General features: G+C 63.6%; 22 protein-coding genes and 2 pseudogenes. 11 read left to right on the top strand and 13 right to left on the bottom strand.

What is annotated here, in order from left to right; all coding sequences use genetic code 11:
- Window positions 1-63: 63 nt before the first annotated feature.
- Complete coding sequence (locus HYG81_RS22625; protein WP_226376020.1) at window positions 64-2,241, bottom strand: Ig-like domain repeat protein; 2,178 nt, start codon at window positions 2,239-2,241, stop codon at window positions 64-66.
- Between the two features lie 805 nt (window positions 2,242-3,046).
- On the opposite strand from HYG81_RS22625, the pseudogene HYG81_RS22620 reads away from it, so the two are divergent.
- Both HYG81_RS22620 and HYG81_RS22615 read left to right on the top strand, forming a co-directional pair.
- A pseudogene (locus tag HYG81_RS22620) lies at window positions 3,047-3,682 on the top strand (IS6 family transposase).
- 24 nt (window positions 3,683-3,706) lie between these two features.
- A complete protein-coding gene (locus tag HYG81_RS22615; RefSeq protein WP_226777514.1) occupies window positions 3,707-4,243 on the top strand; it encodes a hypothetical protein in 537 nt (178 codons plus the stop codon).
- Window positions 4,244-4,370: 127 nt separating this feature from the next.
- Here HYG81_RS22615 and HYG81_RS22610 read toward each other — a convergent pair.
- The 5 genes and pseudogenes from HYG81_RS22610 to HYG81_RS22590 form a co-directional block, all read right to left on the bottom strand.
- Window positions 4,371-4,487: pseudogene (locus HYG81_RS22610) on the bottom strand (DUF955 domain-containing protein); the annotation flags it as partial.
- 166 nt (window positions 4,488-4,653) lie between these two features.
- Window positions 4,654-4,848, bottom strand: a complete 195-nt coding sequence (locus HYG81_RS22605; protein WP_226777513.1) for a hypothetical protein — start codon at window positions 4,846-4,848, stop codon at window positions 4,654-4,656.
- Between the two features lie 128 nt (window positions 4,849-4,976).
- Window positions 4,977-5,804 carry an undecaprenyl-diphosphate phosphatase gene (locus HYG81_RS22600; protein WP_180841942.1) on the bottom strand — a complete coding sequence of 276 codons (828 nt, stop codon included), beginning with the start codon at window positions 5,802-5,804 and terminating at the stop codon, window positions 4,977-4,979.
- A 100-nt stretch (window positions 5,805-5,904) separates the two neighbouring features.
- Window positions 5,905-7,707, bottom strand: coding sequence for a glutamine--fructose-6-phosphate transaminase (isomerizing) (gene glmS, locus HYG81_RS22595; RefSeq protein WP_180841941.1), 1,803 nt, complete (start codon window positions 7,705-7,707; stop codon window positions 5,905-5,907).
- Between the two features lie 2 nt (window positions 7,708-7,709).
- Window positions 7,710-8,885: a sugar phosphate nucleotidyltransferase gene (locus HYG81_RS22590; RefSeq protein ID WP_180841940.1), complete on the bottom strand. Its 1,176-nt coding sequence runs from the start codon at window positions 8,883-8,885 to the stop codon at window positions 7,710-7,712.
- 421 nt (window positions 8,886-9,306) lie between these two features.
- Here HYG81_RS22590 and HYG81_RS22585 point away from each other — a divergent pair, with 421 nt between their 5' ends.
- Window positions 9,307-9,498, top strand: coding sequence for a type II toxin-antitoxin system VapC family toxin (locus HYG81_RS22585; protein WP_226376019.1), 192 nt, complete (start codon window positions 9,307-9,309; stop codon window positions 9,496-9,498).
- Window positions 9,499-9,635: 137 nt separating this feature from the next.
- On the opposite strand, the gene moaC is transcribed toward HYG81_RS22585, so the two are convergent.
- Both moaC and HYG81_RS22575 read right to left on the bottom strand, forming a co-directional pair.
- Window positions 9,636-10,157 carry a cyclic pyranopterin monophosphate synthase MoaC gene (gene moaC / locus HYG81_RS22580; RefSeq protein ID WP_180841939.1) on the bottom strand — a complete coding sequence of 174 codons (522 nt, stop codon included), beginning with the start codon at window positions 10,155-10,157 and terminating at the stop codon, window positions 9,636-9,638.
- Window positions 10,150-11,598 (bottom strand): NAD(P)H-hydrate dehydratase, encoded by a 1,449-nt coding sequence (locus HYG81_RS22575; protein WP_180841938.1) that lies wholly within the window; start codon window positions 11,596-11,598, stop codon window positions 10,150-10,152. The genes moaC and HYG81_RS22575 overlap by 8 nt, the downstream gene beginning before the upstream one ends.
- Window positions 11,599-11,814: 216 nt before the next feature.
- Between HYG81_RS22575 and HYG81_RS22570 the strand changes: the two genes are divergently transcribed.
- Together HYG81_RS22570 and HYG81_RS22565 are read left to right on the top strand one after the other, a co-directional pair.
- Entirely contained in the window at window positions 11,815-12,582 is a 768-nt protein-coding gene (locus tag HYG81_RS22570; RefSeq protein ID WP_180841937.1) for an ABC transporter ATP-binding protein, read from the top strand.
- The gene (locus HYG81_RS22565) at window positions 12,579-14,060 is read left to right on the top strand and encodes a hypothetical protein (RefSeq protein WP_180841936.1); all 1,482 of its coding nucleotides are present in this window, start codon (window positions 12,579-12,581) and stop codon (window positions 14,058-14,060) included. Before HYG81_RS22570 ends, HYG81_RS22565 begins: the two co-directional genes overlap by 4 nt.
- Before the next feature lie 33 nt (window positions 14,061-14,093).
- Here the strand turns inward: HYG81_RS22565 and HYG81_RS22560 are convergent, their stop codons facing one another.
- Window positions 14,094-14,504, bottom strand: a complete 411-nt coding sequence (locus tag HYG81_RS22560) for a helix-turn-helix domain-containing protein (RefSeq protein ID WP_180841935.1) — start codon at window positions 14,502-14,504, stop codon at window positions 14,094-14,096.
- 152 nt (window positions 14,505-14,656) lie between these two features.
- On the opposite strand from HYG81_RS22560, the gene HYG81_RS22555 reads away from it, so the two are divergent.
- Window positions 14,657-16,282, top strand: a complete 1,626-nt coding sequence (locus HYG81_RS22555) for a cobyric acid synthase (RefSeq protein WP_180841934.1) — start codon at window positions 14,657-14,659, stop codon at window positions 16,280-16,282.
- 75 nt (window positions 16,283-16,357) lie between these two features.
- Here HYG81_RS22555 and HYG81_RS22550 read toward each other — a convergent pair whose 3' ends face one another.
- Entirely contained in the window at window positions 16,358-16,747 is a 390-nt protein-coding gene (locus HYG81_RS22550; protein WP_180841933.1) for a CopG family transcriptional regulator, read from the bottom strand.
- 240 nt (window positions 16,748-16,987) lie between these two features.
- Between HYG81_RS22550 and HYG81_RS22545 the strand changes: the two genes are divergently transcribed.
- The 5 genes from HYG81_RS22545 to HYG81_RS22525 all read left to right on the top strand — a co-directional run bounded on the left by HYG81_RS22545 (window position 16,988) and on the right by HYG81_RS22525 (window position 21,943).
- Window positions 16,988-17,719 carry a hypothetical protein gene (locus HYG81_RS22545; protein WP_226376018.1) on the top strand — a complete coding sequence of 244 codons (732 nt, stop codon included), beginning with the start codon at window positions 16,988-16,990 and terminating at the stop codon, window positions 17,717-17,719.
- Window positions 17,720-17,789: 70 nt separating this feature from the next.
- Window positions 17,790-18,041 carry an MTH865 family protein gene (locus HYG81_RS22540; protein ID WP_180841932.1) on the top strand — a complete coding sequence of 84 codons (252 nt, stop codon included), beginning with the start codon at window positions 17,790-17,792 and terminating at the stop codon, window positions 18,039-18,041.
- Between the two features lie 220 nt (window positions 18,042-18,261).
- Window positions 18,262-20,358: a bacterio-opsin activator domain-containing protein gene (locus tag HYG81_RS22535; protein WP_180841931.1), complete on the top strand. Its 2,097-nt coding sequence runs from the start codon at window positions 18,262-18,264 to the stop codon at window positions 20,356-20,358.
- A 371-nt stretch (window positions 20,359-20,729) separates the two neighbouring features.
- The gene (locus HYG81_RS22530) at window positions 20,730-21,017 is read left to right on the top strand and encodes a hypothetical protein (RefSeq protein ID WP_180841930.1); all 288 of its coding nucleotides are present in this window, start codon (window positions 20,730-20,732) and stop codon (window positions 21,015-21,017) included.
- Between the two features lie 173 nt (window positions 21,018-21,190).
- The gene (locus tag HYG81_RS22525) at window positions 21,191-21,943 is read left to right on the top strand and encodes a zinc metalloprotease (protein ID WP_180842959.1); all 753 of its coding nucleotides are present in this window, start codon (window positions 21,191-21,193) and stop codon (window positions 21,941-21,943) included.
- 117 nt (window positions 21,944-22,060) lie between these two features.
- Here the strand turns inward: HYG81_RS22525 and HYG81_RS22520 are convergent, their stop codons facing one another.
- The 3 genes from HYG81_RS22520 to HYG81_RS22510 form a co-directional block, all read right to left on the bottom strand.
- Window positions 22,061-22,414 (bottom strand): winged helix-turn-helix domain-containing protein, encoded by a 354-nt coding sequence (locus tag HYG81_RS22520; protein WP_180841929.1) that lies wholly within the window; start codon window positions 22,412-22,414, stop codon window positions 22,061-22,063.
- A 222-nt stretch (window positions 22,415-22,636) separates the two neighbouring features.
- On the bottom strand, window positions 22,637-23,485 hold the full coding sequence (otsB, locus tag HYG81_RS22515) for a trehalose-phosphatase (protein ID WP_180841928.1): 849 nt from the start codon (window positions 23,483-23,485) through the stop codon (window positions 22,637-22,639).
- A 3-nt stretch (window positions 23,486-23,488) separates the two neighbouring features.
- On the bottom strand, window positions 23,489-25,180 hold the full coding sequence (locus tag HYG81_RS22510) for an alpha,alpha-trehalose-phosphate synthase (UDP-forming) (RefSeq protein WP_180841927.1): 1,692 nt from the start codon (window positions 25,178-25,180) through the stop codon (window positions 23,489-23,491).
- Window positions 25,181-25,257 lie beyond the last annotated feature (77 nt).

The raw sequence follows: 25,257 nt of genomic DNA, 5'->3' as shown, positions 1-25,257 counted from the left end.
TGAAAGTTAGCCAGTCCGAACCCCGGTCGCCCGCGGCGGTAAGGACAGCGATACGCGACACCGTTATCGATCGGCCGACTCAGTTGAGGGGTCGCGGTCGTCAGTCGCGGTGAGATCGCACAACCGACGCCCGGTCTCGAGGACGTGTTCGGCCTCCTCGGGCGAGACGTCCGCGACGTCGAACGTCGCTCGCTCGTAGTGTTCGGTCACGCGGCGGAGGAGGGCGCGCTCCGAGTCGCCGGACTCGCTGTCTCGGTCGCCGTCGGACCCGCCGATCCCGCGATCGGCCGAGCGGCGGTAGAACTCCCAGTGGGTCAGCGCGTCGGTGGCGTCGCCGGTATCGACGCGACCGGACAGGGCGTGACGCACGGCCGCGTACCCCATTTCGACGGCTCGGTCGGGACGACCGCGTGCGAGCGAGTCGTGTCCGCGCGCGAGCAGCGATTCGGCGGTCGCGGTCCGCGATCGCTCGGATCTCGAGTCCGGGTTGTCGGGCCTGTCCGCCGTCACTTCGGGATCGCGCTGGTCGCCCGACTGCGAGGAGCGAGCGCGTGACCGCCATGCGAACGCGGCGAGTCCGAGCGCGGCGAGCAGTCCGACTCCCAGTCCGAGTACCGCCCATGCGGGGAGCCCCATCCACGATTGGTTCGCAGCCGAGAACGACACGGTCGACGCCGCGGTGGCGGACGCGAGGTTCGACCCGGAGCCGTCGTGCGTCGCGACGATCCGAACGTCACCGACCGCGGCCTCCTCGGGGATCTCCACCGTCGCGGAGACGGAGCCGTCGGGGTCCGACGTCACGGTCTCGAGCGTGGTTCCGTCCGCGCTGAGAGATACCGGTTGCCCGGCGATCCCCGTCCCATCGACCGTCTCGAGGGTGCCGTTGACCGCGACCGTTCGTCCCTCGTCGGTCAGGCGACTGGCCGAAACGTCCATCACGGCATCGGTTTCGCGGACCGTCACGTCGTTCGTCGCCGTCACCGGGGCGAGTGCGCGGTCTTCGTAGTTCAGTCGGACGCCCAACTCCCGCTCGCCGGCGGCGACCGAGGCGGGGACCTGAACGTCCGTCTCGAACGATCCGTTCGTCGTCTCGACGGTCCCGAGCCGCTCGTCGCCGAGGGTCACCGCGAGCGAAACGCCGTCGACAGGGACCTCGTCAACGTGGAGGTCACCGCTGACTGTCGCGGTCTCGCCGTAGGCGACCTCGTCCGTCGTCTCGAGGTTCGAGACGGTCGGTTCGGCCTGCTCGATCGAGATGTCGACGGTCGTCTCGCTCCCGAGGAAGACCGAGCCGTTGGTCGGAACGTACTCGACGGTGAGTTGCTCCGTCGATAACCGATCGTCGGTCGGGCGGTACTCGAACGTGAACGACCCGTCGGCGTCCGTCATCGTCCTGAGCGACTCGTTCCCGACCTCGAGTCGGATCGTCTCGTCCCCGATCGGCCGCCCGTCGGCCGTCCGTATCCGTCCGACGCCGGTCAACGGCTCGCGGAACGAAATCTCCTCGCGCTCGGCATCGACCGTGAGCGATGTCGGTACGAACTCCGTCTCGCGGATCGTCGTCTGTTGAGCCTGAATTTCCTCGTTTACCTCCTCGATCGAGGTGTCGGCCTCCGAGAGGTTCCGGTCGGTCTCGGCCTCGAGTTCGTCGTAGTTCTCGCGCAACTCGCCGCTCGACTCGTTGGCGGTCGCGGCGAGGTTCTCGAGTTCGCGCGCGAGTGATCGCGCCCGTTCTTCGTTGCCGGCTGCCCGCGCCTCCTCATACGCATCTTTGACCTCGTGGTACTCCCGGACCGTGTTGATCACGGTTCGTTGGTTCTCGCCCGCAAGTTCGAACAGTTCGCTGCGGCTTTCGTTCGGGGTCTCCGCCGCTATCTCGTCGTACTGATCGATCAACTCAGAGTATGAACCGTCGAGGGAGCGGGCGGCGCGATCGTACTCACCCTCTCTGAGTCGGATCGCGCCCTCGTCGAGCGTGTCGGTCATGCGAGTCGCCAGCCGATGTTCCAGCGCCGTGAGGTCGCCGGACTCGTCGTACTCACTCGGATTCGCGTGCCGGGTGGTCACGTTGCTGTCATTGTTCTCGTCGGCCTGAACGGCGAGCGGTGGCTGTACCGTCTGGACGACTGAATCGGACTCGAACCCGGCGGCGGTCGCGGTTGTAATGCCGCCGCCGGGTCCGCTCGCAAGGACGAGTACGGCGACGACGAAGACGGTGCTACTCGCACGCAGGTCGGTCACGGCCGTGCGTTCACCCTACCGGTACATAGCTATGCGTTCTGTTCGCGCTCGGCGAACGCCATCGAAGTAGGGTATGGACATCGTACACCCGATTACGAGCGGACACAAGAGAGAGCCGTTCCCGCTCCCAGGTTCGTGACTGCCACGTGACGACGCCCTCGTGCCGGTCGTGCATCTCCAGCGGGACAAAGAGACCATAAATCACGATCTACGATCGTCCCGGCCGCTGAAACGGGACCTGGGAGACAACTAAACGCCGTTACTCCTTTGACATCCTCCCCCCTGAACAGTAGTTCCGAATGCCAAAATCTGTGCATTGCTTATTTTCACCTCATTCCGATTGAACTGGCTGTTCAGTATAGAGTTAAGCGTTCGCGGCTACCCGGTGGAACGGACGAGAAATCCGACGCGGGACCCACAAGAGGAACTCAACGATAGGAGTTACTTTCTCCAATCGGGGTGGCTCCGCACGATACTGGTCCCTTACATGCTCAACACGACCCTTATTTTTCAGATACCCAAGATCACTTTCGACGCGTGATTCGGTGAGGTCACAACCGATCGCAATCTCTGCGGCTGTTTGCGGCTTGGGGCCTCTTCTAGCGTCAGATACACAATGTTCAACGTCTGGAGTCAGAGCGTCATCTCACCCGCACCCGTCTTGTCATTAAGGCCGGACACGTACTCGAATTCCGGCCCCGTTTGGGACGATCTATATCGAATGACCATGACACTATCGAGGACGAACCAGAGGGCACTGTTCCGTTACGCGTGAAAAGTGAGGTGGCACGGTTTTGTTGCGTCCATGCCAAAAATCGACCGCCTCAGCGGGTGTAGCGACTGGATTGATTTGAGTTTTGTGGAGCGAGAGCGGGCACCGCGCCAGCTGATGGAGTTGAGTATTCGACTCCATCTTGCTGTATTGTCGCTTTCGAATACTATTCGAGAACTCGAGGAGTTCGGAGTCAACCGATAACGGAAGGCTGTTCACGATTGGGTACAGAAAGCTGATCTACAGCCAGCAACTGACGCGAATCCGAATCACGTTGCGATCGACGAAACCGTGGTTCGGATCGACAATCAACAGTATTGGCTGTACGCTGCAGTCGATCCTGAAACAAACAGAGTCCTCCATATACGGCTGCTTTCGACGACTACGACCGCATTGACTGAACTCTTTTTTCGAGAACTAACCGAGAAACACGACATCGAAGACACTGTGTTTCTCCTCAATGGAGCACAACATCTCCAGATAGCACTCCGGCGATGCAGGCTCCGATTTCGATATGAAATACATGGAAATCGGAACCCTGTTGAACATATCATTAGAAATATAAAATAATGGACCTCTTCGTTCCCAAACTGTTTTAGTCACGTCAGACCATCAACCGCAGAATCGTGGCTCCAAGCCTTCGTCGTCCGGCAGAATTCTACAAACTAAACACGACCGTCGAGACTAAATTGATTGAATATTACGAATATATTCATTCAAAGCCAGCACTTCATTATAGAACTCTCATTGCGGATCGAAACACAAGGGGATCCGTTTGACACTGTTGACCTGGATTCCGTTCTCGATGATGTCTTCACCGATCTTCAGTTCAAAATGGCCGTTGATCGCCTCCTCGAGCGGGGCTACTTCTACGAGGTCGACGGTGAACTCCGTGTGACGACGCCAGAAGACTATCCGGGAGGGGACGGTTCGAGGGTCAACTGCTCACTACACGTGCTTCTTGTCTGCTTCAGTAGTCCTTCAAGCAGCAGTCCTATTTATAGCCAATGCGTTATATCATGTATGACTGACATTGGGAACCCGTTCGGGTTCGACGTTGCAACAGTTCTCACCGGGTCGGGGCTGACACTCTTGGTATCTGCAGGGATAATGAGATATGGCGATCAATTCGAGTATACCTCAGGAGAGCTCTATGGGGTAAGCGGTGGTGTGTTTATCGTACTCGGTGTCCTCTATGGACTCTTCCTCATCGTCAGTGGGTACCGTTGAGTGCCCAAGCGAACACGCAGAACTCTGTGCCGGCCGACCGTTCTATCTCCCGTCCTTATCGCTGAGGGTGCTAAACCTGTCACCAGTTAAGAGTTCCAATCAGTTATCCTCGACTATCTCGTCGACGAAACACCGAACCGCTCGTATCCAGCCCGAAGTACCGTCCGGCGATGTAGGCAACTGCTTCGGCCTCGAGTTCGCGTTTCGAGCGTTCGGTCTCGTCGTCGACGTCACCGTGCAACAGTTCGCAGATCGGCTCTCTATCTGTGCTGCATTCGTGCCCTCTCTTCAGCACGACTCGCCGAACATAGTCTAAAACTGGTAGAACCTCAGCAGTTACTTCGCACACGTAGTTACCGGTCAGTACAACCAACTCGCAGAACAATCCTCTGAGCCGATCCGTACAGCGACTACATGTCTACATCTTCGAGAACAGTCGTATCGTCGCTCATGATACGAAGGTCGCCATCTCCACACGTACAGGCTGGCCCCTTTCCGGTTCCGATCGGCCGTATTTCACCGTCAGGACCGAGGTGAACTGCGTGGGCAGTCCCGCAGTTATCACAGACTGCTGCTGCCCGTTGTTTCTCGTTATCCTCAGTCATCTCCACTACTACCTTGTGTGAGGATCTGGGTTAACAGTTGCCATCAGTCACTTTCCGTCTCTGGCCATTCTTCGTCAAAATACGGACTTCTTATCAGAATATGTCGGTCCAAGCCGGAGCGTCGTCTCTCACACGACGACGGAGACGACCCCGCCACCGACGATCGCGAGCCCACCGAGGCCGAAACAGACGACCCAGAACGGGACGCGGTCAACGACCCGCATGAGTGTGTCGATGGTGAGATACCCGACGAGCGCACTGACGCCGAGTGCCGCCAGCGCGGGCACCGGTTCGATACCGGGGAGACCACCGGCGCCCGTGACGGTGAGAGCGGCCGCCCCGAGACTCGCGGGGATCGACAGCAGAAAGGACAGGCGGAACGCCGCCGGCGGATCGTAGCTCCGGAACAGCAATGCGCTCGTCGTGATTCCCGATCGGGAAATTCCAGGTAGGATTGCAATGCCTTGAACGGCCCCGACCAGGATCGAATCCGGCAGCGTCGGCGCGTCGCGGATCCCCATCGACACCGACTCCGAGGCGAGCTGGAGAGCTCCCGTGAGGATCAGGAGGACGCCGATGATCGAGATGAAGACGCCGCCGGTGAGTTGGCCGGCGAGGTCGACCGCGTACACGTACAGCGGGATCCCGACGATCCCGGTCAGCAGCGTCGCGACGACGACGTACGACGCGACGGCGTTCTCAGCGCTGTAGGCAGTCGCGGGTCGCCAACCGGGCACCGCGCGGACGACCGTCGCGATGTCGTCGCGGTAGTAGACCGTCGCCGAGAGGGTCGTGCCGAGTTGTAGAAAGAGCGCCAGTTGGAGCGCCACGTCGGTTTCCGTCCCGACGAACGTCAGGAACAGCGCGAGGTTGCCCTGGCTCGAGACGGGCAACCACTCGACGATCCCCTGAACGATCCCGGCGAGGATTGCGACGACGAGGTCGATTCGGCTCACGGTGATGGTGCGAGGGTGTGGCTACTTAAATGAGCCCGATTCGAGTCCGCGCTCGAGTTGGGAGACAAATCGCACCTCGGTCGGCCGAATCGAACCTCGATCACTCGACCGTCACGCTCTTGGCCAGATTGCGCGGTTTGTCGATCGATCGGCCCAGCAGGTTCGCGACCCAGTAGGCGACCAGTTGCAACTGGACGTTCGCGAGCACCGAGCCGCCGAGATCGCCGACGGCGGGGATCTCGAGGACGTGATCGGCGTAGCGCGTTACGTCGGATTCGCCGTCGGTGATCGCCACGATCGGGGCGTCGCGAGCCTCGACCTCTTTGACGTTCCCGATGGTCTTCCGGGCGGTCTCGCCGTTGCCGGTGACGATGGCGAACACCGGCGTGTTCTGGGTCACGAGCGCGAGCGGGCCGTGTTTTAGCTCGCCGGCGGCGAACCCTTCCGCGTGTCGGTAGGTGATCTCCTTCATCTTCAGCGCGCCCTCGAGCGCGACCGGGTAGTGATACCCCCGTCCGATGAAGAAGTACGCGTCGGCGTCGGCGTACGCCTCGGCCACGGCCCGTGCGTCCGTCGTGTCGAGGATGGTCTGGACCTGGCCGGGAATATCCCGGAGCGCCTCGAGTTCCTCGCGCGTCGGGCCGTCGCTGAGCGCGAACGCGAGGAGGGCGAGCGCGAGTTGCTGGCTCGCGAACGTCTTCGTCGCGGCGACGCCGATCTCGGGACCGGCTCTGATGTAGAGGGCGTGATCGCACTCTCGAGCGGCGGAACTGGCGACCGTGTTGGTCACCGCGAGCGTCGTTGCGCCGGCGCGGGCGGCCTCCCGCAGGGCGCGCAGCGTGTCGGCCGTCTCGCCGCTCTGGGTGACGCCGACGACGAGGGTCCCCTCGTCGACGGGGACGCGCTCGCTCGCGTACTCGCTGGCGAGATACGCGTGTGCCTGGACGCCGGCCGTCCGGAGCCGCTCCGCCCCGAACAGCGCCGCGTGGTATGAGGTTCCGCAGGCGACGAACTGGATCGGTCCGTCGTGGTCGAGATCGGCGATATCGTCGAGGTCGATCGTCCCGTCGAGTTCGTCGATGCGGCCCCGGAGACACTGCCGCAGGGCCGTCGGCTGCTCGTTGATCTCCTTGAGCATGAAGTGGTCGTAGCCGCTCTTCTCCGCGTCTTCGGGATCCCACGCGACCGTCTCCGTCGCGCGGTCGACGGGGCGTCCCGCCGCGTCGGTGATGACCGCACCGTCGGCGGTCAGCCGAACGAAATCGCCGTCTTCGACGTACTGGACGCGGTCGGTGTGTTCGACGAACGCGGGGACGTCGCTCGCGAGGAACGTGCCGGTCTCGCCGAGGCCGACGACGAGCGGGGAGTCCTGCCGGGCCGCGTACACCGTTTCGGAGCCGTCGAAGACGGCGGCGATCGCGTAACTGCCCTCGAGCTGGTCGATCGCCAACCGAAATGCTTCCTCGGGCTCTGCGCCGCGGTCGAGGGCGCGGCCGATCAGGTGCGGGACGACTTCGGTGTCGGTCTCGCTCCGGAACGTGACGCCGGCGTCGACGAGGTCGTCGCGCAGCTGCTGGTAGTTCTCGATGATGCCGTTATGAACGACGGCAACGCGATTCCCCTCGTCGCTGTGCGGATGAGCGTTGACGTCGGACGGCGGACCGTGTGTGCTCCAGCGCGTGTGCCCGATCCCGGTCACCGTACCCTCGAGGTCGGCCCTTGGAACCGCGTCCTCGAGTGCCGACAGCTCGCCCTCGGCCTTATGGATCCTCATCGACGGCGTCGGCACGGCGAGACCGGCCGAGTCGTACCCGCGATACTCGAGGCGCGACAGTCCGTCGAGGATGACATCGACGGCGTCGGCGCCGTCGGCCGTCCCCGCGTACCCGACGATTCCGCACATCGTCACTGCACCTCCGTTTCACTGCCGATCGTCCCGCGGACTGACGCGCCGGCGGCGATAACGGCGTCGGAGCCGACGATCGTTCCCGGCGCGTAGGTCACGCCGCCCTCGTCGCGAACGCGATCCGCGAGCAACGCGCCCAGGCGCTCGTTCTCGTGGACGCGATCGCCGACTCGGACGTCGCCGGGCCCGCCGACAATGGTCGAGCCCGCGCCGATCCGGACGCGGCGGCCGGTAACGCAATCGATCAGCGTCGCGTTCGACCCGATACGCGCGTCGACGTCGACGACGCTGTTCTCGACGACGGCGTTCGTCCCCACCGTCGCGTTCTCGCCGAGCGCGACGTTCGGCCCGACGACGCTCCCCGGACCGACGACGCAGTCCGCCGAAATAACGACCGGCTCGACGACCGTCGCGGAGTCGTGGATCCGGGCGTCGGCTGATACCGTGCTTTCGACGCCGTCCGCGCTCTCGAGGAGCGTCTCCGTCACCTCGAGCAAGTCCCACGGATACGTCGCGTCGATCCAGAACCCGTCGGAGTTGACGCCGCGGACGATTTCGTCGGCGTCGATCGCGTTCGTAATCCCGTCGACGAGCGAGTACTCGTTGAACTGCGGTTCCGGCCCGTGGAGGTACTCGAATAGCTCGGGCTCGAACGCATAGACGCCCGCGTTGAGGTGGTAACTTCGGTCGTCATGGGGTCGTTCGACGATCTCTGTGATACGGCCGTCGTCCGCGAGGATCACGCCGCCGTAGTTGGCGACGTCCGCGTCCCGGACGAGGCCGAGCGTCGCGACGGCCTCGCTGTCGTGTGCCTCGCGGACGTCCTCGATGACCCCGCGCTCGACGAGTTGATCGCCGTTGAGGATGAGTTGCGGGCCCGAAACGATGGATTCGGTTTCCAGGAGGGCGTGGCCGCTTCCGAGTTGCTTGTCCTGGACGACGTAGTCGATCGACGCGTCACGGTACGTCGAGCCGAAGTGCGACTGCACGTGGGTGCGGCCGTAGCCGACGACGACCGTAATCTCCGTGATACCGGCGTCGACGAGGGCATCGAAGACGTGCTCGAGAATGGGCTTGGTCGCCGCGGGAAGCATCGGCTTCGGCCGATGTTCCGTCAGTGGCCGGAGGCGAGCGCCTTCCCCCGCTGCGAGAACGACTGCGGACCGGATTTCCATGTCGTGGGTGAGAGTAATACACTATTATTGTTCTTGTGGTCGAAAGTCCTTCTCGCCGACGCATGCTCTCATCGCGATATTCGAGTAGTTTACATATGAAACAGATCAGGCGGTGAGAACGTCGATGCAGGCGTACCGTGTCGCCCGCCAGCCAGCGACAAGTGCGCCGAGCGTACCGGTGTCAGTTGGAATTAAACTGCGGACGACCCCGTCGCTTGCGTCGGCAGGCCGCATCGACAACCCGTTCGTTCTCGTTATCCTGAGTATGATCAACGCAATACGGTCGATACTCAAAGAAGCGATTAGCCTCGTCATCGCAATTATTACGTTCCCGCTGCGCGCACTCCGTCGGTTGCTGTAGCCGACGTGCGGTCGCTTTTCGGTCCCGTACGCGCCGCATTCTTCCGCCATTTCCACACCCATGGACGCCGCCGTACTCACTGTCCGCGGTGAGTTGCCCGCCGGCAACGATCGGGCCGCCGACGTTCGTGCTCTCCACGATATCTATGTCGGAGCAACTGTAGCGGTCGAACGACTCCCACTACTAACCGCGAACGTCGACCACTTCGAGCGGATGGACGACGTTTCCGTCGCCAACTGGACATCGTTTTAGCTGAATATCGTTCGAAGCCCCTTCTCGAGTTCGGGGGTCGTCGCGCTCCCGATCGGTGCCTGCACGATCGGATACTCGATCTCGTGCCGGTCACAGCACGGCGTCTGCAACCCATTTCGTCGGCACCACGCATTCGCTCACGCTCGCTGTTTCTCCTTCGCGAGTACCCGCACGTTCTCGATACCCGTGTCGGGATACTGCCCGTCCTCGTCCTTCTCGACGGCCTTCACCATGTCCCAGACGACGTTGAGTCCGGTCGTGACGCCCTCGAGGGCCTCCATCTCGCAGCCCGTCTTCCCGGTGGTCTCGACGGCGACTTGGAGTTCGATCCGGTCCTCGGCGAGCGAGAAGTCGGTGTCGACATTGGTGATCGGAATCTGGTGGCACATCGGGATCGTCTCCCACGTGTGCTTGACGGCCTGGATCGCGCCGACGCGAGCGGTCGCGAGGACATCGCCCTTGCCGATGCCGTCGTCTCGGATGGCTTCGATCGTCGACGGCTGAAGGCGGATCTCACCGACTGCGACCGCGCGTCGATCGCTGTCGGGTTTGTCGCCGACGTCGACCATCTGGACGTCGCCATCGTCGGTGGTGTGCGTGAGATCGTCGGCGTCCGCGGACTCCTCTGTCGTCGGCTGCTCGTCGGGGGTCTCACTCATCCGCACCACCCCAGAGGACCGCGGGAAGTTCCTCGAGCATATCGGACGCGAGAAAACCGAACGCCTGTGTTTCCGCCAGCCGTTCGCCCGCGACGCCGTTGACGTGGGCCCCCGCTGCGGCGGCGTCGAGCGGTTCGGCGTGTTCCAGCAGCGCTGCGACGATTCCGGCGAGCGTGTCGCCGGTGCCGCCGACTTTCATCCCCACAGTTCCCGAGCGACTGATCCGCGTTCGCTCGCCGTCGGTGATGACGTCGTTCGCCCCCTTCGCGAGCACGACGTGACCCAGCTCGGCCGCGAACGCTTCGATCTCGTCGGCCGCGTCGGCCAGATCGTCGACGTCCGGCCCGCCCATTCCCGCGAGCTCCCGTCGGTTGGGCGTACACACCAGCGTCGCCTCGGTCTCGAGGTCGGGGACGACTTCGAGCGCGTCCGCGTCGACGACGACGCGACCGGTGTACGACTCGAGGAATTGCCGGGCCGCCTCGAGCGTCTCGTCTGCGGTTCCGAGCCCCGGGCCCAGCACGACCACGTTGTCGTACTGTTCCGCGGTCTCGAGCAGGTCCTCGGCCCGCTCGGGCGTGAGAACGTCGCTCTCGTACGACTGGACGATGAGGTCCTCGCTGTAGCCCTGGATCTCGCCGGCGACGGACTCGGGAGCGGCGACGAAGGAGAGTTCCGCGCTGGCGCGAAGCGCGGCCTGTGCCGCGAGCGCCGGTGCTCCGGTGTAGGGACCGCCGCCGATGATGTAGGGTCGCCCCGCGCGGCCGTCGGGTCGCGCGAGGTCGATATCGCCGGGGCCGACGAATCGCTCGGCGGCGTCCGGAATGCCGATGTCCGCGACGGTGACGTCGGCCGCGAGTTCGTCCAATCCCGGTTTCGTGTCGTGGAAGGTGACGACGCGGTCGGCCTCCACGGCGTTGTCCGCGTGGTCGCCCCCGTCGGCGTCGAAACCGGAGGGCACGTCGACCGCGACGACGGTCGTAGCGGCGTCGTTGATCGCCCGGGCCGCGGTGGCCGCCGGTTCCCGAAGGTCGCCGCTGATCCCCGTTCCGAGCATCGCGTCGACGATTACGTCCGCTTCATCGAGATCGAGCGCAGTTGCGTCGGACGCGAACTCGCTCGAGTCGGTCACCGATCGCGTGTCGTAGTCGGACCGCTGCAGGGCGTCCCAGTTCTCGCGAGCGATTTCGGTGCCGATCTGGTCCGCGCGACCGAGCAGCAGCGTCGTCACGTCGTACTCGTCCAGAAACCGGGCGGCGACGAACGCGTCCCCGCCGTTGTTCCCGCGGCCGGCGACGACGACGACTCGAGCGCCCGGATCCGCGACCGCCCGAACCGCCCGGGCGACCGCGTGTCCGCTCGATTCCATCAGCTGCTTTCGCGGCACGCCGAGTGCCGCGGCGTTCGCATCGACGGCGGCCATTCGCTCGCCTGTGATCATACGCAAGGGTTCGACCGGCCGACCGTTGAAGATTGCGGACAGCGGGCTGGGCAGTGTTCGGCCTCGAGCGAGTTCTGGCCGGCCCGCGTTCGGATCGGAATTCCGCGCGACCCGCGTTCGGATCGGAATTCCGCGCGACCCGCGTTCGGATCAACAACTCGTCGGTTCCGCTACCAGCATTGTTATTATCAATTCGTGAGAATAGTTTCTCATTCAATGGTTGCAATTCGTGTAGACGGGCTGCGGAAGTCCTACGGATCCGTCGAAGCGGTGGCCGGGATGGAGTTTTCCGTCGATCGCGGGGAACTGTACGGCTTTCTCGGACCGAACGGTGCCGGCAAGACGACGACGATCCGGACGCTGACGGGACAGATCCGACCGGACGCCGGCACGGTACGCGTCCTCGAGACCGATCCGACGACGGAGCCGATCGAGACGCGTCGGCGGGTCGGCATCCTGCCGGAACAGGGGTCGCCGCCGAGCTTTCTCACGCCGCGCGAGTACCTCGAATTCGTCGGCGAGGTCCGCGATCTGTCGCCCGACCGGGTCGCCGACCAGACTGCATCGTGGGCCGAGCGTTTGGGATTCGAGAGCAAGCTCGACACGCTGCACACCGATCTCTCCCGGGGCCAACAACAGAAGGTGATGATCGCGCAGGCGTTCATCCACGAGCCGGACGTGGTCTTCATCGACGAGCCGCTGGCGAACCTCGATCCGCTTGTCCAGGAGCAAGTCAAGCGGTTCCTCGTCTCCTACGCGGCCGGCGACAACGCCGTCTTCGTCTCGACGCACAACATCGACGTCGCCGAGGACATCTGCACCCGCGTCGGCATCGTCGCCGATGGCCGGCTCGTCACGGAACGGTCGATCAGCGACGGCGACGCGGGCGACGAATCGCTGCTCGAACTCTTCCTCGACCGCGTCAACGGGGCTAACGCACGGGACGTGCCGACGCTCGAGGAGATGGACGGGCTGGACGCATGACCGGAACCGGAGCCGAGCCCGCGGCTCGAGGGGGTTCGAATCACGCCAACTCGGGGCTTTCGTTCCGACGGCTGCTCGCGATTCTCTTCCGCGAGGAGTGGCGCATGCACACCCAGCTGTTCGGGGGCTGGCGCTTCGCGCTCTTTCCGTTCATGATCGCGCTGCTCACCGTGGGTGCGACGTTTGCCCTCGTCGAAACCGGCACCGCGCCGGGGATGATCGTGAGCGGCCTTCACGTCCTCGCCCTCGCCTTCGGGCTCTATAGCGGCACCGCCGGCTTCGCCGGCTCCGACATGCTCGAGAACGTCTTCGGCCGGCTCTCCTTACTGCTCTCCTCGTCGACGACGCTGCCGCTCTCGAGACGACGGTTGCTGGGTGCGTTCCTGCTGAAGGACGCGCTGTTCTACGGTGTCGCGTTCGTACTGCCGATGGCGCTGGGGAGCGCGGCCCTGGACGGACTGTCGGCCGCGACGCTGCTCGACGTCGGGCTGTTCTGGCTCTCGCTCTTCCTCGTCTTCGCCGTCGGAATGGCCGCCACCGTCGCGCTGATCGCCGTTCGCACGCGCGGCACGCCGACGTGGACCATCGGGCTGGCGATCGGCCTCGCCGTCGTCGGCGGCTGGGCGATGGGCGGACTCGGTCTCGTCGGGTCCGTTCTCGTTCCGCTGCGTGGATCCGCGATCACCGCGGGCGGGCTGGCCGTCGGAACCCTCGTCATCGCGATGGGGTCGCTCGCGATCTACGATCCGACCTACGGGCGGCCCTCGCGGACTGCGACCGATCGCTTCGCACGACTCAGTGACGTGCTCCCCATCGATAACGCACCCCTCGTCACGAAGACGCTGCTCGACCTCGCGCGCTCCTCCGGCGGCGTCTGGAAGCCGTTCGTCTCCGCGAGCATTCTGCTCGCGCTGGTGGCCGCGCTCGTCGGCGTCGTCGATTCGATCACCGGCATCGCGCCCTCACCCGGGATCTTCTTCGGCGGCGTCCTCGGCCTCTCGGCCTTTACGACCTACAACTGGCTGACGCAGTTCGACTCGCTCGAGGACTACCTCACCTACCCCGTCTCGATCGCGGATGTCTTCCGGGCGAAGCGAATCGCGTTCGTTCTGGTCGGCGCGCCGACGGTCGCGGTGCCCTACCTCACAGCGGTTCTCTGGTTCGACGCGACGCTCGTCGACGCCGTCGTCGGGGCCATACTGCTGGCCGGCTACGCGCTGTACTACTACGGTCTGACCGTCTTCATCGCTGGCTTCGATCCCAACGAGTTCCTCTTCGATGCCGTCCGGTTCATGACGTTTACCGTCGGCGTCGCCGTCGCGCTCGTCCCGACGCTTGTCGCCGGTTTCGTCGTCGTCCCGCCGTCCATGGAGCTCGCTATTGTTCTCGGGCTCGCCGGAATCGGACTGGGGATCGTCGGGCTCGTGCTCTCGAGTCGCGCCGGACCGCGCTGGGACGCGCGGTACCGGGCAGAATAGTCGGTTCGGAGACGCTGCGATCTCGGCTCGAACTTAGCGTTCAGGTCGCGGTGCGGTCTCGTATCGTTCGATCTCGTCGGTCTTCTCTACCCGCGTATAGATGTCGCGGAGCGTTTCCTCCGCTCGCAGGAGGTCGTGCGCCTCGAGGAACTGCCGTCCCTCCTCGCTGATACCGTAGAACTTGTACGGGAGGTCGTTTTGCCGACAATCTTTCGGGAGGGTCACCTCTTCGACGATTCCGGCTTCGATGAGCTGCTGGAGGTGCTGCCGGATCGTCGTTTGGCTCTTGCTCGGGTTCACGTAATCGAGTTCTTTCAGCGTCGGCAGTCCCTCAGGATGGCCCAGAAGGTCTTGTACGAGGGCGAACCGCGTCTCCTGGGTGACAACGTTCAATCGCTCTCGAACGCGTTCAAGGCCCGTCGACGTTCGATCCGGCGTGCCCATACCCGTCAATTCAGCCGGTACGTGAAAAAGCGTTTCGCTCAAATGCGAATCGGTTAGATACGATGTGTTTGGAAACTCGGTCGGTGAATTGAAGTACTGAACCTGAACCGATAGGCCGATACTCCCCGCTACTCGAGTCCCACCCAACGCGGATGACCAGAACTCTCCTCGTCGCCGGAACCGCGAGCCACGTCGGCAAGTCGACGGTCGCCGCCGGCCTCTGCAGGCTGCTCGCCGATCGCGGAGTCGATGTCGCGCCGTTCAAGGGCCAGAACATGAGCAACAACGCTCGAGTCGTCGTTCGGCCGGACGCGAACGGCCGGGAACGCGGTGACTCCGACAGCGACGGTGACGAAGGCGACAGCGATACCACCGACGATCAGTGGGGCGAAATCGGCGTCTCCCAGTTCGTCCAGGCTCGAGCGGCCCGCACGACCCCTACCACGGACTGCAATCCAGTGCTCCTCAAGCCCCGCGGCGACGGGGAGAGCCAACTGGTGGTTCAGGGGGAGGCCCACGACCACGTGCCCGCCGGCACCTACTACGACGAGTACTGGGAGCGGGCGCGCGAGGCGGCCGAGGAGTCGTATCACAGACTCGCGGCCGACAACGACGTGATCGTCGCCGAGGGCGCGGGCAGCATCGGCGAGATCAACCTGCACGATCGGGATCTCGCGAACGTCGAGACCGCCCGGTTCGCCGACGCCGACATCCTCCTGCTGGTCGACATCGAACGCGGCGGGGCCTTCGCCAGCCTCTACGGCACGATCGAACTCGTCCCCGACGCCCTCCGCGAGCGCATCGTCGGCGCGCTCATCACGAAATTCCGGGGCGATCCCTCGCTGCTCGAGCCCGGAATCGAAGAAATCGAGTCGAAGACCGGCGTTCCGATTCTGGGCGTGCTCCCCTACGACGACCCCGGGCTTCCCGAGGAGGACAGCGTCGGCCTCCCCGATACCGAAGAGCGAGGCGTTATCGGTGACGACGACGGCGTCCCAGCGGACCACCGAGTGCGGATCGCAGTGCCCCGACTGCCTCGAATTTCGAACGCGACCGACTTCGAGGCGCTGGCGGCCGAACCCGGCGTTTCGGTGGTTTACGTGCCGGTCGGCGGCAATACATCCGATCCGCTCGAGGGCGTCGACGCCGACGCGGTCGTCCTTCCGGGGACGAAGAATACGGTCGACGACCTGCTGGCGCTCCACGACGCCGGCTTCGCCGACGCGCTCGCGGGGTTCGACGGGCCGATCGTCGGCGTCTGCGGCGGCTACCAACTGCTCGGCGAGCGGATCACCAACGCCGCGCTCGAGGGGACCGGCGAGGACGACGTCGTCGAGGGACTGGGTCTGCTGCCGGTCGAGACACGCTTCGAGGGTGACAAACACCTCGAGCAGACGACGCTTTCCGCCGACGGGGACGCATCGCCGCTACTCGAGGGTGCCACGGGTCCCGCGTCGGGCTACGAGATCCACGCCGGCCGGACGCGGGCGCTCGAGGACGTGAATCGGCCGCTCGGGGACTCGAGCGCCGCCCGCGGGCAGGTGCTGGGAACTTATCTGCACGGTCTGTTCGACAACGAGTCGGTTCGAACGGCGTTTCTCGATCACGTCGCGGCCGAAGCGGGCGTCGATCGGCCGACGCCCGGGGATGCTGTCACAGCAGCGTCGATAGCAGCGACTGATGCAACCGGCGAGACCCCTTACGATAACGCGGCTCGGCTCGTTCGCGACCACGTCGATCTGGCGGCGCTCGGCGAGCCGTTTCGGCAGACGAAATAACAGTCGGCAGTCGATGCGTGTGATCGGTTCCGCTACTCGATTGCAGTACGGTCTGGTATCTGGGAGGAGTCCGTTCTATACCGATTTGTCGCGGTAGGTTCCGAGCAGTTCCTCGAGGATGATACACTCCTGATCGGTCTCGTCGTAGTGGGTGTCGATGAATCGTTCGGCGGCCTCGTAGTTGCCGCGCAGGCCGTGTTTCCGGACATTTATCACGGCGTCGAGGAAGAAGGTGCCACCGTCGGTTCCGAGCGCTTTGGCGTGGTCGCGGTCGCTGATATCGAGTTCGGACTTGATTTCGTCGAAGTTGAACGTCTTGACCTCGTGGTCCGAATCGATCAGACCGAGAACGTACTCCGCGGAGAACCGATAGAACTCGGATTTACTCTCGAACATACCGTCTTCGACGAGCGCGTCGATCTCCGTGACCACGTCGTCGGGGTACCTGACGGTATCCTTTGCCATATCAGCATACTGTTCGCCGCTGACTAATTACTGTTTCGACCACCCGCTGAACGGCATTCAGCGGTGAGGCGTCTCCGCCGAATAGCGATGGCCGCGACGAGCGACGGGCCGAGCGCCGACACGAAGTCGCTGCCTGCGACCGCTGACGCATGCGTTCACTCCCCGTCGACCGGTGAGGTTCGTATCGAGTCTCGAAACGGAACGAACGTTAAAGGTACGGGCCCGACTCCACTCGGATACGTGGGTGTAATCGACGTGTATTTCGGCGTTCTCCTCAGTTCCCTCCCGTGGTGGCTGGCAGCACCGCTGATCCAGCTCGCGGTACTCGTATTCGGGATGGCGCTCGACGAGACCTACGTCAACAGAACGACGGTGTTGACGGGAGCGCTCGCCGTCCTCATCCACGGATTCGTCGCCGGCGACGTTGGCCTTCTCGTCGGGCTCTACGCCGATGTCGGTCTCCTGGTCGGCGCGTACGGTCTCTACGCCTACGTCGTCGACGGCTACGTCGGTAACGCCTTCCGACTCGTCGCCTTTTTCCTCTACTCGCCGCTGTCGGTCTTTCTCGTCATCTTGACGGCCGGGCCGACGCTGTTCGGAATCGAGCCGTTGTTCGTCCCCGCACTGGCGCTGGCTGCCTATGCGAACATCCAGCTTCGGACCGTGCTTCCCGGCGATCCTTACTACTTCGGTCCGGCGTCCGAGGAAGCGTTCGACGCAGTCATCGACGCCGAGTCCGACACCGAATCCGATGGTAGCGTATCGAACGATGCCGCGACGGCGGGGTCAGCTGGCACGACCGCAACTGAAACCGACGGCGCGTCGACCGGCTCCTCGAGTGTCGGTGATTCGAATTCCGACTCGTTCGACAATCCCGGCGATGCGGAGCTCGATCCGCCCGGGGCCGAACCGGCCGCGGCAACCGCCTCGAGCGAGCGAGGGATCCTCCCCGAATTCATGCGACGACTGTAGTCACCGGCATTCACTCTCGCCCCATCAGATCCCTGTAGAGTTATTGGTGTTCGCACGAAAACACGAACTCATGGCAGACGAAGCCGAACTCCGTGAGCAGATGATCGATGCGTTCGAGAACGCCGACTACCCGGTCTCCGGTCCGATGGATCTCGTGCCGGCGCTCCCCGACGGTCCGAGTACGAGATTCGAGTCCGGTGACTTCTCGATGACCGCGATGGAACTCAACACCAAGACTGCCGGTGGGGATTTTCCCTACGAGGACGTCGACTCCCTCGTCGACGACCTGATCGCCGAATTGAAAGCGGCGGACGAGCTCTGAGCCGTCCGAACGGTTGATTCGACCGAGTCGCTGAGACGATGCTTCGCGTGGACAGCGGTAGCGTTGTGCGCCCGTGAACCGCGCTCGAGGCGTCACCACCGATCGTGCGGTCTCGAGCAGTTAAATGTCCGACCAGTAGATTTTTATTCTACAGTGGCGTTTTGATAGAAAAGGGTTCGGAAACGAACCAATCGGACGGGTTACGGACGGAGACACAGGGATGAAGGCCGCATATCGATCGAAACCGATCGTCGTCGTGACGGATGCACGGACCCAGGAGAGCCGTCTCCGAACCCGCCTCGAGCAGGCGACTGACCACGACGTTCGAACGGTTCCTGCGACCGGTGACCGCGACGCTATCCTCGAGTCGATCACGGCGCAACGCGACGCCGAGCACAATGGCGGGGAGTTACCCCCGACAGACGACAGCGAATCGCAGTCGACCGACGACACAAACGCGGTCACCGACGGCGAGACGGCACCGGTCACACCGAGCGCCGTCGTCATCGAACTCGACTGTCCCGGCGAAATACAGACTGTGCTCCGGCGGGTTCACGCTGAACTGGCTGACGTGCCGACGATCGTCGCACCACACGAGGGCAGTGAACGACTCGCCACGGTGGCACTCCGGGCCGACGCGACCGAATACGTACCGACGGAACGCGATACGGACCCGATCGATCGGATCGTCTCGACGATTGAATCGTCTCCCGGGCCTCCATCGGACGACGGTGACGGCCACTACCATCGCATCCTCGCAAACGAACTGCCCGACGAAGCCTTCGTTATCGGTGAGAACGGCACCTATCTCGAGGCGAAGGTCCGGCCCGAATCCGCAGACCTGTACTCGATGCCTGCGGAGGAACTCACCGGAACGACGCTCGACGACGCGTTCCCCGACTCGGTCGCCGCGAAGTTACAGGAGTGCATTGATCGAGCGCTCCGGACCGCCGACGTTCAGTCGGTCGAATACGAGACAAACACGACCGACGGCCCTCGACAGTTCGAGGCTCGCGTCGTCCCGATCGACGAACGGATTCAGGGACGACGTGCTGTCGTCTGGCTGGCGCGAGATATCACCGAACGCGTCGAACGCGAGCGACAACTCCGCTCGCGTCAGGACCAACTCGAGACGCTCAATCGAATCAATGCGGTCGTCCGACAGGTTATCGAGACGCTGGTCGAGGCACCAGCGAGAGATGCCATCGAATACGAGGTCTGCAACCAGCTCGTCGACTCGGAGCTCTACTGCGGCTCGTGGATCGCCGAACGGACCGGGGACGAGTGTCTCTCCTACCGAACCGGTGCGGGCGAGGCGGAGACCGTCCTCGAGCACGTTCGTGAGTGTACCGATCAGGAGAACCCAGTCGCGCAGGCGGCATTCACAGGCGAGTTACAGACGACGAGCCGCGTTCTCGACGACGAGTCGATCCCCGACGAATTGCGAGCGGCGGCCCGCGAAGACGACGTCAGATCCGCGATCGCCGTCCCCATAACGCACGAAGACGCGAGCTATGGCGTGCTCACCGTGCTCGCGAGCCGCGACGACGCCTTCAGCGAGCGCGAGCGAGCCGGGTTCAGACTGCTCGGTGAGACGATCGGCTTTACGATCATGGCGGTCAAGAACCGTCAGCTGCTCTTTGCCGACTCCGTCGTCGAACTCGAGTTCCGGATCGACGGCGGCGACACGTTCTCCTTCGACCTCTCGAGCGAATACGACTGCACCTGCTCGCTCGAGTGGGCGGGCACTACCGCTGGCGGGCGCACGTTTCAGTACGTGACGATCGACGGACTCGACGGCGAGACGGTGCTCGAGGAGGCGATGGCTCACGACTCCGTCGAGGAGTGTCGGCTCATTCACGGCGGAGACGATAGCTGTACGATCGAACTGCGGCTGTCGAAGTCAGGGATCCGCACGCTCACGAATCATGGCGCGACGATCCGTGACGTCTCCGTCGAGAACGGGGTCGGGACCTTTCTGGTCGAAGTCTCACAGGACGCCGATATCCGGGAGATCGCGGAGGCGCTGACCGTCATCTACGAGAACACCGAACTCGTTGCCAGGCGGGAGGTCGATCGGCCGGTCAGGACGGCGGCCGAGCGACGGAACCGAATCCTCGACCGGCTCACTGACCGCCAGCTCACGACCTTGCGACTCGCCTACTACGGCGGGTTCTTTGACTGGCCGCGCGAAAGTACCGGCGAGGATATCGCCGAGGCGATGGACATCTCGCCGCCGACGATGCACCAACACATGCGAAAGGGACTCAACTCGATTCTCGGTGAGTTCTTCGAGGACGGCGGAAACGCGGAGTAGTCCGTCGAAAGTGGCGGAATACGGGGTACTCCGTCGATAGTCGGTTAGCACGGTCGTCTCTTATCTCCGCGAAAGTTGGTCAGCATAGTCGCCTCTTATCTCCGCGAAAGTTGGTCATCACGGTCGTCTCCTCTCTCTGCGAAAGTTCCGCTACTACAACGGACAGCCCACTCGCTAGTCCCTCCATATTCCCGAACTGGCTCTCCTTCAAGAACGTCCGACCCGCTTAAACGTCGTCCATATGAATCCGAGTGTCGATATACGTGACAATCGTCCGATCGCGTAAGTATGACCGGGACCGTTCTGATCGCCCACGCTGTCGGTCGATTGCAGAAAGGTCCCTCCTCTCGAGTGCAGGGGGTGATGAACCCGTGGTAGCACTGCCGTTCGAGACTCTTTTCGAGGGATCCGACGGTCAGTACTACACCGATTGGCAGGTCAGGCGACGGCTGCGGACCGGCGAGTGGATCTTTTGTATGCAACAACGAGCGCCACACCGACGACTGGTCGAAACTGCGGACGACGCGTTGCTCTTGCTCGCACCGACCGACCCAGAGGAACTCCCCACTGGGCTCGAGATTCGGATCATCGAACGCCGCGCCCGTGTCGTCGATACCAGGCGCGTGCCACCGAGGGAGTCGCGTCAGCCGACGGGTTAGATCGCGCCATAGATAGTCGTCTGCGTCGAAAACTGAGGTGATCCATGCCGTGTCGGTCTCGGTGGCCTGTACAGTATCAGTCATGGCAGTCCATATCGCAGGAAATGACGCGTATTTAATGTGTACGCATGTACACCCGCAGGCACTACGGCCTCGTTGCGAGACGCACGCTGGTGAAGCGTCGCGCGTTCCTCGGGACGATCGGATCGACGGCCTCGCTCGGCACGCTGGCGTATGCGACACGAGGGGCCAGCGACACGCTCGAGGTGCGGATCTGGCTCTCCGAGCGGGCCGCAACCTACGACGGGGTTGCTGATCGGATCCGCGCGTATCTCGACGAAACGCTCGCCCTCGGATACTGGACGCTCGAGACTTCGATCGGCGGGAGCGTCTCGGTATCGACTGAAGCTGCTGCTCGCCTCACTCACCGCGGGGAGTGGCCGATGGCACTCGCATCGGGAACGCTCGGCGGGCGCGACCTCGAGCCCGCGTCGGACGTCAACCTGCTGGTGACGGATGGCGGGATGGAGCGGGCACCTACCGGGTACGGCGTGCCTCACATCGCATCGGTCGGCGGGGCTCGACACATCGCTGCCCTCGAGTCGTTTGATGACATAGTAGTCGACGATGCGCGATCGATCGTCCCGAACACGACGCCAGCGCGGACGATGCAGGTCCTCCTCCACGAGATCGGGCACGCGCTCGGGCTGGACCACAAAGACGGCGTCGCGTTTGTCCACGACGGTGCACTGGTCGCGACGCCGATGCTCAGCAGTTACGCGTGGGATCCCACGTACGAGCGGAACGCATCGCCGTGTGGGACGACGATCCCGGCCTCGGACGACCGGAAACAGATGCTCAGCTTCGCCTTTTCGTCGTGTGCTCGTCGTCGTCTCGCGAACTACGACGGCGAAATCCGGTTCTAAGGTTCACTTCACTGGCCGTAACCGGAATACCGGACCGACGTTGCTACCGGCTCACCGTCTCGGAAAACAGCGCCGAATCGAAACGGGGAAGGGGGAAATACCGGCCACGCCATCCCGTTACTCGTCGTCTTCGTCGTCGTTTTCACTGCGGGCGAAACTCGACTGTGTCTCCCCTTGCTCGGCGCTCGCGTTCGCGTTCGGCCCCTCGATGAGCGCCTCGAAGTCGTCCGCCTCGTCGTACTGGTCCTTGTAGACCAGTGCTGCCTTCCCCATCGAGGTGATTTCGTACAGCCCGGATCGCTCTGCCGGACCGATCTTTTCGACGAGACCGTAATCCTCCAGCACCGGCAGTCTGGTGTTGATGTTCTTCCGGCTTTTCCCCGTATGTGCAGCCAGATTCGTTGCGACGTTACGGCCCTTGTCCTCGAGCGCCTCGAGGATCAGGAAATCAGTTGGTTGTCGGAGTTTCACTCTCTTTCACTCTCGTACCGGACTATATTTCCAGTGGTAACTAATACTTTCGGCTCGAAAACGCTTGTAACTACTGGTTATTAGATTTGGTTTGGGTGATACGACAGGACCAGTGGCCCGACGAGATGCCGTATCATAGTAGTCAGGTCCATATCGATGGTGGGATGCCACGCCCTTTAGGGCATAGAGGAGGTCACTCGTGTCTCCCTTTCCTCGGAACCGTTACTGCGCCTCGATGGGGGTCGCGGTGGGCACATCGGATCGCGCGACCAGCTCGGCCCCGGTCGAGCCCAGCCACGAGAGAAACGACGCGACCTCGGCGGGCGACTCGACTCGACAGGATGCACTCGAGGGCGCATCGTTGCCGACTCGGATCCCGATCCCGTCCGGTTCGACGGCTCGAAACGCCGATTCGTCGGTGACGTCGTCCCCGATATAGATGGCGGCGGTCGCCGGCGGTTCGTCGGCGGCGATCAGTTCGACGGCATTGCCCTTCCCCCACGGAAAGTCCGGTCCGATTTCGAGGATCCGTTTTCCCGCCGATAGCTCGAGGGCGTCGCCGCCGAAGCGGTCGACGACCCCGCGGGTGATCCGGCGAGCGATCGGTTCGGCGGCCGGCGGCACGGACCTGAAGTGAACCGTCCCGGTCAGGCGCTTGTTTTCGATACGGCAGTTCGGAATGTGGCGAAGCGCGGTCTCGAGGACGGAACAGATCCGGTCGACGCGGGCGGCGCGTTTGCGCGCGACCGGATGGATGGCGATCGTTCCCGTGCGGGCGAGTTCGAGGCCGTGGTTCCCGGCGTAGATCGACGGTCCGTCGATGCGCTCGCGGACGTCCGTCAGGGCGCGGCCGCTGACGACCGCCGTCGTCACCGACGGCGTGTTCGCGAGCGTCGCTACCGCGTTCCGATTCTGTTCGGTCGGGACCGCGGCGTCCGGATCCTCGACGATCGGCGCGAGCGTGCCGTCGAAATCCAGACAGACGAGTACCCTGTCGGCCCCCTCGAGCGTCTCGCGGATCCGGGGCAGTTGCTCGTCGATCGGCCGCGGTGATGATTCGGCCCTCGTCATTGATTATGCTGGTGGGGTCGGTTCACGGGAGTCTGAATTACGTTCAGATTGCGATTCAGTGGTTCGGGAACCGTCGTGAATGCGCCGAATCCAGTCGAACTGCGTCTCCATCCACGACTCGATATCGCCGTCGAAGACGCGCTGACGGAGCGTGTTCATCCGCCACTGGCGTTCGTAGGCGGACAGCGAGAGCGCGTGCTCGAGCTGGGCTGCGACCCCGTCAGTGTCGGTCGGATCGATCGTCAGCGCGTGCGAGCCGAGTCGCTCGTGAGCACCGGTTCGATCGCTCAGTAGTAACGCGCTGTCGCCGTCAACGCTCGCGGCGACGTACTCCTGTGCAACCAGATTCATCCCGTCGATCAGCGGGCTCACCACCATCACGTCCGCGTGGCGATAGAGCGCACAGATGTCCTCGTGGGGCAACACGTCCTCGGTGTAGACGATCGGCTGCCAGTCGGCGGTCTCGAAGCGCCGGTTGATCCGCTGGACCTCGTTCCGGACCTGTTCGCCGTAGCGCTCGTAGGTCTCGATTTCCGTTCGGGAGGGTGTCGCCTTCTGGATAAACGTGAACTCGCCGCGCCAGTCCGGGTTCCGCTCGAAGAATCGCTCGAGCGCGGCCAGCCGTTCCGGAATCCCCTTGCTGTAGTCGAGGCGGTCGAGCCCCAGTCCGATCTTGGTGTTCTCCGGGATGCCGTACTCCTCGAACAGGGCGGAGAGTCGATCCGGATCAGTCGACCGCGCGTCCCGATCGTACGATTCGGCGTCGACGCCCATCGGCGTCGCGACGACGCGGGTCGTCCGTCCGTCGTACCGGACCGTTCGATGAGCGAAGTCGACGGTCGCACTCGGCAGGAACCGATTGACGCACTGTAGGAACTGATCGACGTACCGATCGATGTGGAATCCCAGCAGATCGTTTCCGAGCAGTCCCTCGAGGATGTGACCGCCGGCGGGACAGTGCTGGAAGGTCTCCGGCGTCGGCCACGGGATGTGCCAGAAGTGAGCGACGGTCGCGCTATCGGGGACCGACTCCCGGATCATCCGCGGTGCGAGCGCAAAGTGGTAGTCCTGCAGCCAGATCACCGAGTCGTCGTCGGCGTGCTCGCTGACCGCGTCGGCGAACTGTTCGTTGACCGTCCGATACCACTCGAAGTCGTCCGTTCGATCTTCGATCAGATCGGGAAAGCCGTGGCAGAGCGGCCAGAGGACGCGATTGCTGAACCCGTAGTAGTAGGAGTCGACCGCCTCTTCGGAGAGGTCGAGCCGACGGAGCGTGTACGCCTCCTCGTCCGGCGGGACGGCCACGCAGTTGCGATCGTCCGTGACCGCGAAGTCGGCGTCGCCGTCGCCCCAGGCGATCCAGGTCCCGTCGGTCGCCTGAACCACAGGATCGAGACCGGCGGTCAGCCCGCCGGTCGGTTCGTCGACCGTGATGGAGCGCTGCGTCCCCGTCTGAGTGCCGCCATCAGTTCCCGCTGGCGGATCTCCATCCCTATCCGCGGGATCGGACATTTGCGCCGGGTCCGGCTCGTCTTCGTACTCGTGGCGGTACGGTTGCCGGTTCGAGACGACGATCAGCGAACCGGGACAGCTGGGGCCGTTGTCGGCGGACGCTTCGTCCGTTCGGCCGCGGCCGTCGGCCCGAAGCTGTCGACTGTGCACAGCCATCGACGACAACCGCTCGGTAACTCGCATTCGCTGAAATACCAGAGCGCCACGACGTGTTGCTCCGCGGCCTGCGACCGCAGGGGGGCTAATAGGTTCCCGCTACC

It is taken from the genome of Natrinema zhouii, from assembly GCF_013456555.2.
Lineage (GTDB): Archaea > Halobacteriota > Halobacteria > Halobacteriales > Natrialbaceae > Natrinema > Natrinema zhouii.
This window is presented reverse-complemented; position numbering and strand designations above follow the sequence as displayed.

Bases quoted from the DNA above. Each gene is read 5' to 3' on its own strand.
- HYG81_RS22575 (WP_180841938.1), bottom strand. From the start codon at position 11,598: ATGATCACAGGCGAGCGAATGGCCGCCGTCGATGCGAACGCCGCGGCA.
- HYG81_RS22550 (WP_180841933.1), bottom strand. From the start codon at position 16,747: ATGGCAAAGGATACCGTCAGGTACCCCGACGACGTGGTCACGGAGATC.
- glmS (WP_180841941.1), bottom strand. From the start codon at position 7,707: ATGTGCGGAATCGTCGGGTACGCGGGGACGGCCGACGGCGCCGACGCC.
- HYG81_RS22590 (WP_180841940.1), bottom strand. From the start codon at position 8,885: ATGGAAATCCGGTCCGCAGTCGTTCTCGCAGCGGGGGAAGGCGCTCGC.
- HYG81_RS22570 (WP_180841937.1), top strand. From the start codon at position 11,815: ATGGTTGCAATTCGTGTAGACGGGCTGCGGAAGTCCTACGGATCCGTC.
- HYG81_RS22540 (WP_180841932.1), top strand. From the start codon at position 17,790: ATGGCAGACGAAGCCGAACTCCGTGAGCAGATGATCGATGCGTTCGAG.
- HYG81_RS22565 (WP_180841936.1), top strand. From the start codon at position 12,579: ATGACCGGAACCGGAGCCGAGCCCGCGGCTCGAGGGGGTTCGAATCAC.
- moaC (WP_180841939.1), bottom strand. From the start codon at position 10,157: ATGAGTGAGACCCCCGACGAGCAGCCGACGACAGAGGAGTCCGCGGAC.
- HYG81_RS22605 (WP_226777513.1), bottom strand. From the start codon at position 4,848: ATGACTGAGGATAACGAGAAACAACGGGCAGCAGCAGTCTGTGATAAC.
- HYG81_RS22510 (WP_180841927.1), bottom strand. From the start codon at position 25,180: ATGCGAGTTACCGAGCGGTTGTCGTCGATGGCTGTGCACAGTCGACAG.
- HYG81_RS22555 (WP_180841934.1), top strand. From the start codon at position 14,657: ATGACCAGAACTCTCCTCGTCGCCGGAACCGCGAGCCACGTCGGCAAG.
- HYG81_RS22585 (WP_226376019.1), top strand. From the start codon at position 9,307: ATGGACGCCGCCGTACTCACTGTCCGCGGTGAGTTGCCCGCCGGCAAC.
- otsB (WP_180841928.1), bottom strand. From the start codon at position 23,485: ATGACGAGGGCCGAATCATCACCGCGGCCGATCGACGAGCAACTGCCC.
- HYG81_RS22560 (WP_180841935.1), bottom strand. From the start codon at position 14,504: ATGGGCACGCCGGATCGAACGTCGACGGGCCTTGAACGCGTTCGAGAG.
- HYG81_RS22535 (WP_180841931.1), top strand. From the start codon at position 18,262: ATGAAGGCCGCATATCGATCGAAACCGATCGTCGTCGTGACGGATGCA.